The organism is Deltaproteobacteria bacterium, from assembly GCA_012522415.1.
Classification (GTDB): domain Bacteria; phylum Desulfobacterota; class Syntrophia; order Syntrophales; family JAAYKM01; genus JAAYKM01.
The window spans coordinates 1-13,119 of the sequence record JAAYKM010000079.1 but is presented as its reverse complement, the minus strand read 5'-3'; the positions used below and the strand labels follow the sequence as shown (position 1 = coordinate 13,119).

The 13,119-nt window shown below is 52.6% G+C and carries 14 protein-coding genes and 1 pseudogene; 14 read left to right on the top strand and 1 reads right to left on the bottom strand.

The window, feature by feature from the left end; genetic code table 11:
* Window positions 1–162: 162 nt before the first annotated feature.
* Window positions 163–396 (bottom strand): annotated as a pseudogene (locus GX147_06995) (ferrous iron transport protein A).
* Between the two features lie 395 nt (window positions 397–791).
* On the opposite strand from GX147_06995, the gene GX147_06990 reads away from it, so the two are divergent.
* From GX147_06990 to GX147_06925, 14 genes are all read left to right on the top strand, one after another.
* Window positions 792–1,379, top strand: coding sequence for a formylmethanofuran dehydrogenase (locus GX147_06990; protein ID NLN60438.1), 588 nt, complete (start codon window positions 792–794; stop codon window positions 1,377–1,379).
* 157 nt (window positions 1,380–1,536) lie between these two features.
* Window positions 1,537–2,304 carry a prepilin peptidase gene (locus tag GX147_06985; GenBank protein NLN60437.1) on the top strand — a complete coding sequence of 256 codons (768 nt, stop codon included), beginning with the start codon at window positions 1,537–1,539 and terminating at the stop codon, window positions 2,302–2,304.
* Window positions 2,305–2,735: 431 nt separating this feature from the next.
* The gene (locus GX147_06980; GenBank protein ID NLN60436.1) at window positions 2,736–4,451 is read left to right on the top strand and encodes an arginine--tRNA ligase; all 1,716 of its coding nucleotides are present in this window, start codon (window positions 2,736–2,738) and stop codon (window positions 4,449–4,451) included.
* Window positions 4,452–4,522: 71 nt separating this feature from the next.
* Entirely contained in the window at window positions 4,523–5,254 is a 732-nt protein-coding gene (locus GX147_06975) for a hypothetical protein (GenBank protein ID NLN60435.1), read from the top strand.
* Between the two features lie 6 nt (window positions 5,255–5,260).
* Window positions 5,261–6,595, top strand: a complete 1,335-nt coding sequence (gene ffh, locus GX147_06970) for a signal recognition particle protein (protein NLN60434.1) — start codon at window positions 5,261–5,263, stop codon at window positions 6,593–6,595.
* A gap of 71 nt (window positions 6,596–6,666) precedes the next feature.
* Window positions 6,667–6,915: a 30S ribosomal protein S16 gene (gene rpsP, locus GX147_06965; protein ID NLN60433.1), complete on the top strand. Its 249-nt coding sequence runs from the start codon at window positions 6,667–6,669 to the stop codon at window positions 6,913–6,915.
* Window positions 6,916–7,023: 108 nt separating this feature from the next.
* A complete protein-coding gene (locus GX147_06960) occupies window positions 7,024–7,254 on the top strand; it encodes a KH domain-containing protein (GenBank protein NLN60432.1) in 231 nt (76 codons plus the stop codon).
* 2 nt (window positions 7,255–7,256) lie between these two features.
* Window positions 7,257–7,757 carry a 16S rRNA processing protein RimM gene (gene rimM, locus GX147_06955; GenBank protein NLN60431.1) on the top strand — a complete coding sequence of 167 codons (501 nt, stop codon included), beginning with the start codon at window positions 7,257–7,259 and terminating at the stop codon, window positions 7,755–7,757.
* 8 nt (window positions 7,758–7,765) lie between these two features.
* Window positions 7,766–8,494 carry a tRNA (guanosine(37)-N1)-methyltransferase TrmD gene (trmD, locus tag GX147_06950; protein NLN60430.1) on the top strand — a complete coding sequence of 243 codons (729 nt, stop codon included), beginning with the start codon at window positions 7,766–7,768 and terminating at the stop codon, window positions 8,492–8,494.
* Between the two features lie 12 nt (window positions 8,495–8,506).
* Window positions 8,507–9,070 carry an RNA methyltransferase gene (locus tag GX147_06945; protein ID NLN60429.1) on the top strand — a complete coding sequence of 188 codons (564 nt, stop codon included), beginning with the start codon at window positions 8,507–8,509 and terminating at the stop codon, window positions 9,068–9,070.
* A 156-nt stretch (window positions 9,071–9,226) separates the two neighbouring features.
* Complete coding sequence (rplS, locus tag GX147_06940) at window positions 9,227–9,574, top strand: 50S ribosomal protein L19 (GenBank protein ID NLN60428.1); 348 nt, start codon at window positions 9,227–9,229, stop codon at window positions 9,572–9,574.
* Window positions 9,575–9,697: 123 nt separating this feature from the next.
* Window positions 9,698–10,333: a ribonuclease HII gene (locus GX147_06935; GenBank protein NLN60427.1), complete on the top strand. Its 636-nt coding sequence runs from the start codon at window positions 9,698–9,700 to the stop codon at window positions 10,331–10,333.
* On the top strand, window positions 10,326–10,697 hold the full coding sequence (locus GX147_06930; protein NLN60426.1) for a YraN family protein: 372 nt from the start codon (window positions 10,326–10,328) through the stop codon (window positions 10,695–10,697). The genes GX147_06935 and GX147_06930 overlap by 8 nt, the downstream gene beginning before the upstream one ends.
* Window positions 10,698–11,188: 491 nt before the next feature.
* The coding region (locus tag GX147_06925; GenBank protein NLN60425.1) for a molybdopterin-dependent oxidoreductase at window positions 11,189–13,119 on the top strand (1,931 nt) is incomplete at its 3' end.

The window sequence follows — 13,119 nt, the reverse complement described above, 5'->3', positions numbered from 1 at the left end:
TTTTTCCACCGTTTTGCCAGGCCAGTTTCCTACATGCTGTGAAAGTCCCGTCAGGATGTTGAATACCGTTGATTTGCCGACATTTGGCTGACCGGCAAGGGCGAAGAGAAGAACATTTTCTTCTTTCTGTTTGCTGTGAGACCCTGTCGATGGAAGGGCTCCAATTTTCCTGACAATTATTTTGGAAGCCTCGCCTCTGCCCAATGCGAGTCTGGTCTCAGCCACCTGCACAACGAATAAATTCGAGCTGTTCCTCAGTACCTTGATGCGAATCGCCGTGGCAATGCCCATGCCGGCCAGCCTGCTCAGAAGGGATCCTCCACCGGAAATGAATTGAATGATTCCTTCCTCTCCTTCCTTCAGGGAGGTCAGCGGGTATTGTTGATCGTCTGTCATGAGTCGTACTTGTCCTTTTCTCACCCCTTGATGCCATTCAGTGATAATATCCGGACGGAAACGATACTCCGAAGGGCTGTGACATGCCGGAACGGTAGTCCTCATGGAGGGGTTTCAAAAATTGCGCTGGATTTATACCTTGGAAGCTCAGCCTTCCGTCCGAGAAATTTCAGGTGGCTTATAGCACAAACAGGAAGAAAAGGGATCAAATAAATTCGGAAAACCGTCTTGACGATACGCCGGTTCGATGTTAGAAGCGCAACGTCTGGACAGGGGGGACGGGTACTCAAAATAACGAAAGGTTTCCCCAGTCGATTAGACCCAGTATATACGGTATATGGAAGCCATGGCCGGTTCCCTGTAATGACGCGTGTACGCGGTTTGCACGAAGGATGATGACAATGAATTTTCATGAACTGCTGGAAAGATCCATTAAAATACATGGGCACCTTTGTCCGGGTCAGGTTCTGGGCGTTAAAATGGCCATGCTCGGCATGGAGATGGTCGGCGTGGGTTTTCAGAAAGAAGGCCGTACCAGGAACCTGATCGTTTATGTCGAAATGGACCGTTGCGCCACCGACGCCATCCAGTCCGTCAGCGGGTGCAGCCTGGGGCACCGGACGATGAAATTTTGCGATTACGGAAAAATGGCGGCCACTTTTATCAATATTGATTCGGGAACGGCGGTCCGGATTGTTGCCCGTGAGGACACACGGGAAAAGGCGAAGGAATTATTCCCCGATATCGATGATCGCTATGAAGCGCAGATTCAGACCTACATGGCCATGCCCCCGGCGCAGCTTTTTGACGTGATGCCGGTTCAGGTTGACATTTCTCCCGAAGACATGCCGGGCAGGCCGCTCCGACGGGTTCAGTGTGATCAGTGCGGTGAATATGTTCAGGATATGCGGGAAGCATACCGAGACGACCGGATTCTCTGCAAGGCCTGTGCTGAGGGAACCTATTACCGCCTTTGTGACTGAAAGGCCGGGAGGGTTTTCTCTTGGGAGAAACCGCCTGCCCCGATTAATTGTTTGGCGATAAGGCCGGATGGTTGCACGCTTTTCAACCATATTCTGATTTGCATTATCGGGCTTTTTGTGTCCCAGGACGATTTCCTTTCGAAAGGGATGGTCGATCATGAATATCATTGGGGCGGCGATTGTTGGTGTGATCGGGACGATCATCGGCAGTTTTTTGAACGTCTGCATCTGGCGTATCCCCCGGGAAGAATCCGTCATTTTTCCCCCATCTCACTGCCCGGCTTGCTCACGCCCGATTCGTTTCTTTGACAATGTGCCCATTATCAGCTGGCTGATGCTGCGGGGGCGTTGCCGGGACTGTGGCGTGCCCATTTCCCCCCGTTATCCCCTGGTTGAGGCACTGACGTCGGCACTGGCCATGCTGCTTTACTGGAAATACGGATTTTCCCTGCAGGGGGCCTGCGCCTTTCTCTTTACGGCCTCCCTGGTCGTGATCACGTTTATCGATATCGATTATCAGATCATTCCGGATGTGATCAGCCTCCCGGGGATTCCGCTTTGCTTTCTGGCGGCGGTTTTCGTGATGGGTATCCCCTTTCTTGAATCCCTTCTCGGCATTCTGGTCGGTGGCGGGCTCCTTTACATAATCGCCGTTGGGTATGAATGGCTGACAAAGCGCGAGGGGATGGGCGGCGGCGATATCAAGCTTCTGGCCATGATGGGCGCTTTTTTCGGGTGGAAGGCCCTTTTTTTCATTGTTCTTTGCAGTTCATTAACGGGGGCCGTTGCGGGCATTGCCATAATGCTTCTCCGGGGGCAGGGTATGAAATATGCGGTTCCTTTCGGCCCTTTTCTCGCCATTGGGGCGGTGTCGTATTTTTTCTTCGGGGACCTGTTTCTTCAGTACCTTTTTTTGACGTCCTGATAAAGCAGGGTAAAATAGGAACTTCCTTATACAAGGCGCCCCTTCCTCTTCACCCTGAAATGATTGCCGGTTTCAGGAAGGAGAATGGGAGGAAAGACCTTGACTTTTCAGCACCTCTGGTTGTACAAACGCAACAGTCTGTTCATATCAATTTTCACGAGGTGGGTCATGGGAACGGAGAGGCGGTATTGCTCCATTTGCGCGTGGAGGGAAAACTGCCAGAAAAAATACAGTGTTTCGACCGATGCGATGGGGCGTGTACATTGCCCTGATTATACAAGGGATTTGTCCATCAAGGATAAGGATGTCGATGAGGCTGAACGTAAATACAGGGAAAAGGGGTAGCGTCTCCTGGATGTGCCGAGACGGCCTGATTCAGGTTTAGTGAAGCCTTTCGGGTATGTGAACTGAAGTCAATACCGTGACAAGTAATGCCAGGATGTTACTTGTCACTTTTTTTATCAGAGGTCTGCGAAGTGGTCGTTTCATTACGAAAAACAATTGCCCAATCGATTGACAGGGCATTGAAGAAATGTGCAGGACAAGGATTCCCCGGTGTTGAGGTGCCTTTCATCGAGGTGGAGGCGACAAAAGACAAAAAACATGGAGATTTCGCGACCAATGTGGCGATGGTGCTTGCGTCCATGACAAAGGAAAATCCCCGTAGGATCGCGGAGCACATCAAGAATCATTTCGACACGGAAGGGGTCATCGAAAGGATTGAAATTGCGGGTCCTGGATTCATCAATTTCTTCGTCCGGGAGTCGGTCTGGCCGAGCCTGCTTGAGGCCATTGATCGAAAAGGGGGCGATTACGGTCAAACCGATCTGGGCCGTGGAAAGAAGGTTCAGATTGAATTTGTGAGCGCCAACCCGACGGGCCCCCTTCACATCGGGCACGCCCGTGGGGCTGTCGTGGGGGATGTGCTGGCGAGGCTGCTGGAGGCCTGTGGTTATTTCGTATCGCGTGAATATTACATCAACGATGCGGGGAATCAGATGAACAATTTGGGAAAATCCGTCTATCTTCGCGTGAGGGAATTGTTGGGCGAGGTCGTGGATTTCCCGGAAACTTGTTATAAGGGCGATTATATAAAAGAATTGGCCGGCGAGATCCTGAAAAGAGAGGGCAGGTCGATACTCGACAAGCCGGAAGAAGAGTTGATTGGGACGCTCACGGATTTCGCCGCCCAGGCGATTCTGGAGGGGATCCGGGAGGATTTACGTGTTTTCGGTGTGTCGTTCGACCGATATTTCAGCGAACGGGAACTCTATAGGGATGATGGTGTCATGACACTGCTCCGAGAACTGGAGGCAGAGGATTTTATCTATCGGGATGACGACACCTCTTGGTTCAGGACAACGCGATTCGGCGATGAAAAGGACCGTGTTGTGATCCGCCAAAACGGGGAGCCGACTTATTTCGCCGCTGATATCGCCTACCACAAGAATAAGTTTGAAAGGGGGTTTGATACGTTGATCGATATCTGGGGCGCCGATCATCATGGCTACATTCCACGCATGCAGGCCTGCGTTCAAGCGCTGGGCTACCCCAGGGAAGCTCTGCGGGTCGTTTTGGTGCAGCTTGTAAACCTGTTGCGGGAAGGCAAGCCAGTGGCGATGTCGACCCGGTCCGGTCAGTTCGATACCCTGCGCGAGGTGATCGACGAAGTCGGCAAGGATGCCGCCCGTTACAATTTCTTGATGAGACGTTCCGACAGCCATCTGGATTTCGATCTTGAAATTGCCAAGCAGCAGTCCAATGAAAACCCGGTTTATTATGTACAGTATGCCCACGCAAGGATTTGCAGTATCCTGCGCCTTGCGGAAGAGCGGGGTTACGCCATTCCCTCTTATCAGGATGTGGACCTGTCCGCTATCGGGATACCCGAAGAGATTGCTCTGGTGAAGACCCTGTTGACTTTCCCCGAGGTGGTGGAAAGCGCGGCATCGACTCTGGAACCCCATCGGTTGACTTTCTATTTGAATGACCTGGCCGGGCAGTTCCACAGCTATTACAACAAAAACAAGGTCTTGACGGAGGATCGTTCCCAAAGCACGGCAAGGTTGTTTCTCGTGAAATCGATCCGGACCATATTCGCCAACGCACTGGGTGTACTGGGGGTTTCGGCTCCTGAAAGAATGTAAAGTCCTTCCGTCGAAAATCCAGTGTGTCTGCCGTTGTTTCACATGCATGAGATTGCGGAGGAAAAGGCTCCATGGCTTCCGACAACACACGTCATTTTGAACTGAAATTACGGAAACTTGGACTGTTCACGCTGATTTTTTGCATGTCCGCTCTTTTATTTGCCGCATTCCTGTTCGGTGTTGTTGTCGGGAACGATCTGGAAACATATCCGGAGATGATATCGCGGCGGTTGCCGGTGAAATTTATGCAACGGCTGGGATTTGATGACGTTGAAAAAATACCGCCGGCCGTGGTGATAAAAACGGAGAAGCAACCCGCAAAGGGGATTGCGAAAGACTCGGGGACGATCCCTCGTCATGCGGCTCCGGCGCCTGTCCTCCCCGGCGATTCGGCATCTGTCCATACAGTGAAGGATGTGTTGCGTGACCGGGAGCAGCCCAAGCAGAAGGCGTTACCCCCGGTTACGCTGGCGGGAAAGGGGGAGGACGGGGCGATGGGGAAAGCGGTTTCGGCGAAGAGGGAAGAACCGGTCGATAGGAGGAAAGCGGCCGGCGGCGAGAAAGATAAATATGTGGTTCAGGTTACATCCTGCCGGAACAGGGGGATTGCGGAAGACGTGGTTAAGGAGCTGGGGGGAATCGGTTTTCAGGCCAGGATCGTCGCCGTGGAGATTCCCGATAAGGGAACCTGGTATCGTGTTCTGTTGCCGGATTTCGACGACAGAGGCGAGGCACAGGTCATAGCCGATAAAGTTGATCGGGCACTCAGGGGAAACAAGTCGGTTGTCCGAATCCAGAGGTAAAAAGGTATGTTCGAAAATCTGACGGAAAAGCTGGAGTCCGTTTTCAAGAAGCTCAAAAGCAAGGGGCGCCTGGACGAGGAAAATATAAGAGAGTCCTTGAAGGAAATCCGCATGGCTCTCCTGGAAGCGGATGTCAACTTTAAAGTGGTGAAAAGCTTCATCGAGGATGTGCGGGTTCGGGCTGTCGGCCAGGAAGTCATCGACAGCATCACCCCTGGTCAGCAGATCGTCAAGATCGTCCACGAGCGCCTTGTGGAACTGATGGGCGGTGGAAGCAGTCAAATCCGTTTCGGAAATCGTTTCCCCGCGTCGGTTATGCTGGTCGGCCTTCAGGGGTGCGGAAAAACCACGACGGCGGTGAAGCTGGCCCGGTACCTGAAAAATCAGGGGAAGCGGGTGTATCTTGTTTCCGCCGACGTTTACCGGCCGGCTGCGGCGGAGCAGTTGAAACTGCTTGCAGAAAAAAACGCCATCGGTGTTTTCGATACAGAGGACTTGCGCGATCCCGTCGATATCAGCGTTCAGGCGGTGGAAACGGCCAGGCGGGACGGATTCGAAGTCGTCATTGTCGATACGGCGGGACGCTTGCACATCGACGCGGAAATGATGGATGAACTGAAAAAAATAAAAGGAATGATTCAGCCTTCGGAAATCCTTTTCGTTGCCGATGCCATGACCGGTCAGGACGCGGTGAATGTTGCCGGGAAGTTCAACGAAATACTGGGCATCGATGGGGTCATCATGACCAAGATGGACGGTGATGCCCGAGGCGGAGCGGCTCTTTCACTGAAAGCCGTGATGGGCAAACCCATCAAGTTTGTGGGTATGGGGGAGAAGGTCGATGCCCTGGAGGTATTCTATCCGGATCGGATGGCTTCACGTATCTTGGGGATGGGGGATATCCTGACCCTGGTGGAAAAGGCCCAGACGGCGGTCGATGAACGCTATGCCAAGGATCTGGAAAGAAAGATCCGGAAAAATGAATTTACCCTGGAAGACTTCCGTGATCAATTGAAGCAGATTTCCAAGATAGGTTCCTTGAGCGATATTCTCGGTATGATTCCCGGCATGAAAAAAATCAAAAACCTCAGGAATATGCAACCTGACGAAAAGGAAATTATCAAAATCATCGCAATCATTGACTCCATGACTCTCGGGGAGCGTTCGAACCATCTGATTATCAGCGGTCAGAGAAGAAAAAGAATTGCCCGGGGCAGCGGAACCACGGTTCAGGATGTGAACCGTCTATTGAAAAATTACGCGGATATCAAAAAGCTGATGAAACGAATGTCGGGCAAAGACGGACTGAAAATGATGAAAAGAGGGCTTTTCCCCTTTTAATCATTGGCGTTTCATGATAAGAATGCAAAGCGTTATTATATTATATTTTCAGGAGGTATGTAGGGAGAGGCATGGCAGTTAAAATCAGATTGGCCCGTATGGGCAGGAAAGGGAAACCTTTCTACAGAGTGGTCGTTGCGGATTCCGAGTCTCCGCGGGATGGGGAGTTTTTGGAGATCGTCGGGCATTATAACCCCAGAACAGAACCGGCGGAGATTTCCCTGAAAGGAGATCGTATTTCCGCTTGGATCTCCAAGGGGGCGAAACCGACCCTCACGGTGTCACAACTCATCAAAAAAGCGGTCCCGAACGTCACGTAGAAGATTATTCTGAGGGATCCGGTTAGTGAAAAGAAAGCCATGGCTGTGTCGGTGATGTCAATTATCCAGGGATGTTGAATCTGTGAGAGATGCGTGGAGGTTGTGGAAATGAAGGACTTGATCAAATACATGGCTCAATCTTTGGTGGACGATCCTGATAAAGTCGAAGTTTCCGAAGTGGTTGGCGAACAGACTTCCGTTATCGAACTGCGGGTTGCGAAAGAGGATCTGGGAAAGGTAATCGGCAAACAGGGGAGAACGGCAAAGGCCATGCGAACCATCATGAGCGCCGCGTCGACCAAGCTTCACAAAAGGACCGTTTTAGAGATCATAGAATAGAAATGGATTGGTTTGAAATCGGTACGGTCCTGAAGCCCCGTGGTCTGAAGGGGCAGATGCGTTGTATCTCTCATCTTGAATCAAACAGTCTGGGAAAAATCCCGGAAAAAATCTGCATCAGAACCCCCGGAGGAAAGGATGATTCCTATCGGCTCCGGGAAATCACCTTTGCAGGGAAGTTTTTTTTTCTTTCCCTTGAGGGGATTGATAGCCCCGAGTCTGTCCGTCCATTAGCCGGGAATGGGGTCCTGGTTACGGTGGATGCCTTGGTTCCGCTGGAAGAAGGGGAGTACTACTGGCGGGATGTGATCGGCATGGAGGTGGTGACGGAGGCGGGAGAGTCGCTGGGGGAGGTGAAAGAGATTTTTTCGACGGGGAGTCATGATGTTTATGTTTGCCGGGGCAAAGCGAGAGAGATTCTTTTACCCGCCATCGCGGATGTTGTGCTTCAAATCGATCTCCCTGAAAAACGCATGGTGGTCCGCCTCCTGGCGGGTCTATAGGCCGGGTCATGATCCGTTTCGACATCCTTTCCGTTTTTCCGGAAATGTTCGAGTCGCCCTTTCATGTGAGCCTTCTGAAAAGGGCTCAGGAAAGAGGGCTGATTGAAATAGCCCTGCACAACATTCGGGACTATGCTTCCGACAAGCATCGTATGACCGATGACGTGCCCTATGGGGGGGGGTGCGGTATGGTCATGAAGGTTGACCCCATTGCGAGTGCCTTGCATGCGGTTAAAAGGGAAGATGCCCTGGTTGTCCTGCTGACGCCGCAGGGGGAGTGTTTCAACCAGACGATTGCCTCGGAACTCGCCTCCTTTTCCAGGATTGTCCTGATTTGCGGTCGTTATGAAGGCGTTGACGAGCGGGTACGTCAGTATCTCACGGATCGGGAGATATCGATTGGCGATTACATCATGACGGGGGGCGAACTCTCGGCGATGGTGATCGTCGATGCGGTGAGTCGTTTGGTTCCAGGTGTTTTGGGCAACAGCGAATCCGTGGTATCCGAGTCCTTCGCCGCGGGTTTGCTTGAGTATCCGCAATACACGAGACCCGCCGAATACAAGGGCTGGAAGGTCCCCGATGTTCTTCTTTCCGGGAACCACCGGGAAATCGATTTGTGGAGAAAGAAGGAATCTCTGCGCAGGACCCTGATCCGCCGACCGGATTTGCTCCGGAATGCCGGTCTGTCCGAAGAGGAAAAGGAAATTCTGAGATCGCTGACCCATGAGTACTGAGACGGACCCCGAGTGAAAGCGGGCAAGGTTTACATCGCGCTTTTACACGGACCTGTTTACGATAAAAAAGGTCGGGTGTCCGTGACATCCATTGTCAATACGGACATTCATGATATTGCCCGGTGTGCCAGAACGTTTGGAGTGGCAAGGTTCTACATTGCTACACCCATTGAGGGACAGAGGAAACTGGCGGACGCGATTCTTCGCCACTGGCAGTCCGGATTTGGCAGTGTGCATAACCCCTCCCGGAAAGAGGCTTTTTCTCTGGTGGAGTTGCAAGAATCCCTGGACGGGGTTCTGAATGATATCCATTGTCGAACGGGACGCCATGCCAGGATCATTGTCACCGGTGCGCATTTGACCGGTCCGTGTATTTCTGTCGCAACCCTGCGCGGAATGGTGCGGTTGGAAAAGGGGCCTTTTCTGTTCCTTTTCGGTACCGGATGGGGGCTTGCCCGGGAAGTATTGGAGAGGGCGGACTTCCAGCTGGAGCCGATACGGGGTCACGGGACGTACAACCATCTGCCCGTTCGTGCGGCGGTAGCGATTTTTCTGGACCGCCTGTGGGGCAGATGATTTTTTATGTAATTCACGTGTAATACGTGTAATAAAGGGTTGAAAATCCGGATTAAAACGTATAAAGACACGGAAAATTATTCACGGGGATGATGGGAAGAACGATCATCCGAAGGATTTTAAGATATTGATCAATACAGAGGAGGAATTTCTCTCATGGATGTCGTGGAGTATCTGGAGAAGGAACAGATGCGGCAAGATATTCCCCGGTTTCGGGCAGGGGATACGGTCAAGGTTTATCTGCGCATCATTGAAGGGCAGAAGCAACGGATTCAGACCTATGAGGGGGTCGTTATCCGCAGGCGTCAGGGAACCAGCCGGGCGACCTTTACGGTCCGCAAGGTTTCCTACGGGGTTGGCGTGGAGAAGACTTTTCCGTTGCACTCTCCGACGATCGAACGCATTGAACTGGTGACGCGCGGACGCGTGAGGCGTTCCCGCCTATATTACCTGCGCAAATTGCGGGGTAAGAAAGCCAGAATCGAGGAGCTGAGAAAGTCCTGAGTAACCGGATGGTCGCCTTTCCCGATGTTTTTTCAGTTCGTCAGATGAGTTGGATCTGGAGAGCGGGTATTAACCCGCTCTGGTTTTTTAGGGTATCCTGAATCACATACCGTTTTTGCTGTTATGGATCAATTTGAGTTGCTGGCTTACAAACGCGGCGCCAAGGTGGTCGCGGGTGTTGATGAGGCGGGCAGGGGTCCGTTGGCCGGGCCGGTCGTTGCGGCGGCTGTCATTTTGCCTCAGGGATACAAAAATTCTGATATAAAGGATTCCAAACAGATGACGGCCCGCCAAAGGGATGCCGTCCATGACCTGATCCGGGAGCATGCGCTGTCCGTTGGTGTCGGAGTGGTCGAGGCGGCCGTCATCGATCGGGTCAACATACTCAGGGCGACTTGGATGGCCATGGGAGACGCCTTGGCGGCATTATCGATCCCGCCCGACTTTGTCCTTGTCGATGGGAACCAGCGCATCCCCATTGCCGTATCTCAGGAGAGCCTTGTCAAGGGTGACCGTCTGAGCATTTCCATCGCCGCTGCCTCCATCATTGCAAAGGTATCCCGGGACCGGATTATGGAAATGTACCATCGCCAGTTTCCATGTTACCACTTCAGCAAGAACAAGGGGTATGGCACCGCCCAACACCGGTCGGCCCTCCGTCAACATGGTCCCTGTAAAATTCATCGCCTCTCCTTTCATTGCGCTGAATCGGGCAAGGCGTCCTTGAACGAAGAATTTGATTTCATCAGTCATGATTGATTCATCGACCCGGGATCTCGGTCGTCGCGGCGAGGAGATAGCCCTGAGATATCTTGCAAGAAAGGGTTATCAGATTCTGGAACGCGATTATCGTTGCCGTTACGGAGAGATCGATCTGATCGCCCGGGATGGGGATACCCTTGTGTTTGTGGAGGTGAAAAGCCGGAAGAGCGATATTTTCGGAATGCCGGAAGAATCGGTTGGGCGGGCGAAACAGAGGAAAATATCGACGGTGGCCCTTCATTATCTGACGGAGAAGACGCTTCACGGTCGCCGGGCCCGGTTCGATGTCGTGTCCATTGTCACGACATCGGGTGAAGAAAAAATTACGCATATACCCGATGCGTTCGATTTTGTGCGATAACCCGTCCGGGGACGCGGGGCCCGATGCGGAGTTCTGGTCGGTAGGGCGGGGACAAAAATAATTAATTTAAAGTGGGCGCCAAAATTGTGTTGACAGGGTGAAATAAAATTGATAGTCAAAAGTGGGTCTTTTTTAGGCCACCTTAGAAAGGGTGGTTGTCAGTGTCTTTGGGGGATCCGGGAAGCTCGCGGGGGATTGCCGTAGATAGAATCAGAATCCTTTTCTGGAGAAGGTAATCAACGGGGACGGGGCCATGGAAGGTGTGGAGAACGGATTTTTCGTCAGGATCGGAACGATCAAACCGGACGAGACCGGGAAGAGCGTTACACATACAATTTACAGGACTGCTGCAAAAGGACCGATGATTCAGCCCCACTCATGTTTGGCGATGTGAGTGGGGTTTTTCTTTTTCTTCACTGCGTTTATGTGGGCATGCATTTGGATGCCCGTGGGGGTAATGAACCAATGTTGTTGAAAAGGAGGGTATGACATTGAGAGAGAAACTGAGGGTGGAGACCCAGGCTCGGGCCAATTCCATGAAGCCTGGGAAGTGGATCAAGAGCACGTGCAAGATGTGTCTTCATACTTGCGCGATTGATTGTCACGTGACTCCTGAGGGGGTTATCAACAAGATCGAGGGGGATCCCACTTCCCCGTCCAACCGCGGCAAGCTCTGTACGAAGGGTGTGACGGGCATTTTGCGTACGTATGATCCCTATCGTTTGACGCATCCCGTGAAGCGCACCAATCCGAGGAAGGGTCCGAACGAGGATCCCGGCTGGGTGGAGATTTCCTGGGAGGAGGCGATGAGCACGGTTGCCGAGAAGGTCAAGGCCTGTGTCGACAAGGACCCCCGGGAGTTCGTCGCTTCGATCACGGATTTCCAGAAGATATATCTGTGGGCCTGGTCTGCCTGCGTGGGCAGTGCGAACCAGTTTCACGTTGTCGGCACTTATTGCGGCGGCGCCTACCACATTACTGCCGGTATTTACAATTCCGCATTTGCCGGTGTGGGCGATTACAAGTACTGTAACTACTGGTTGCAGATTGGCGGCGGCGACGGTTTTTCATCTCATTTGCACGTTGGTGCCGCCCAGGGTCACATGGCAGATGCTCGTGAGCGAGGTATGCGCGTTGTTTGCGTTGAACCCCGTTTGTCTACCTCAGCGGCGAAAGCGGAGGAGTGGGTTCCGATTCGTCCTGCCTCTGACCGCCAGTTTGTTTTGGGTATGATTCACTCGCTTCTTTACGATCACGAGATCTACGATGCGGAGTATCTGAAGTGGTACGCGAACGGCGGTTATCTGATTCGTGACGACGGTTTTTTCAAGCGTTCGGCGACGGAGACCCATACGCCTCCTCCCGGCCGTCCTATTGGTTCCATGCGTTGGTTTGCCCAGCGGAACCTTGAGAAGCACAAGCCCATGATTTGGGATCCTGTCGACAACAAGGCCAAGGTTTTCGACGATCCGACGATCAAGGACATCGCCCTTTTCGGCAATTACGAGGTTGAGGGTGAGCGGGTCCGCCCGGCTATTCAGTTTACGAAGGACCGGTATAAGGAATACACGCCCGAATGGGCAGAGAAGATCACGGCCGTTCCCGCAGCGACGATTCGCCGGATCGCGAAGGAGTTCGGTGAGGCGGCCCAGATTGGTTCGACCATTACGATTGACGGGGAGGTTTACCCGTTCCGTCCCGTTTCTGCGAACTGGTACCGCGGCGCCCAGGGTCACAAGGGTGGTTGCATGGACAACCAGGCGTTTATTTTGCTTAACATGCTTGTCGGGGCGTACAACGTTCCGGGCGGCATGCTGGGGGTTGTTTTGGGTTCACCTCACATGTCCTGGACTGAGGAGCCTGGTTTGGACGGTCTTTTGGATCCGAAACCTCACCAGCTTCACCCTGAGGTTCCCTTCAGTTGGCCTCCCAACACGACTCAGTTATGCGAGTTGATGCCCATCGGCGTTGACGCGGGTCAGTTTGCTTTTCATACGGTTCTGGACGGTCCCAAGTGGGGTCTTGAGTTCAAGCCCAAGGTTTTATGTTTGTACCATTCCAACACGATCTGGTCTATGCCCGGCAACGTCGATCGGTGGCGTGACGTATTGCGTAGCATGGAGTTTATTTTTGCTGTTGAGCTGTTCCACAACGAGACGAGTACCTTCGCGGACATCATTCTTCCCGACAGCACCTACCTTGAGTCCTGGGCTTTGCTGATGTGCGAGCCCCCGATCACGGAGGGTTTGAACTGCCGTCAGCCCGTTGTGAAGTCTCCGGGTTCCTGCCGAGACGGTTTTGACATCATGGCCGAGCTTGCGGAGCGGATCGGGAAGCTGGACATCATGAACGGCGTTTTCTCTTACATTACGGGTTTGGTGAACGATCCGGATTTGATGCCGGATGTTACGAAGCGCTACAC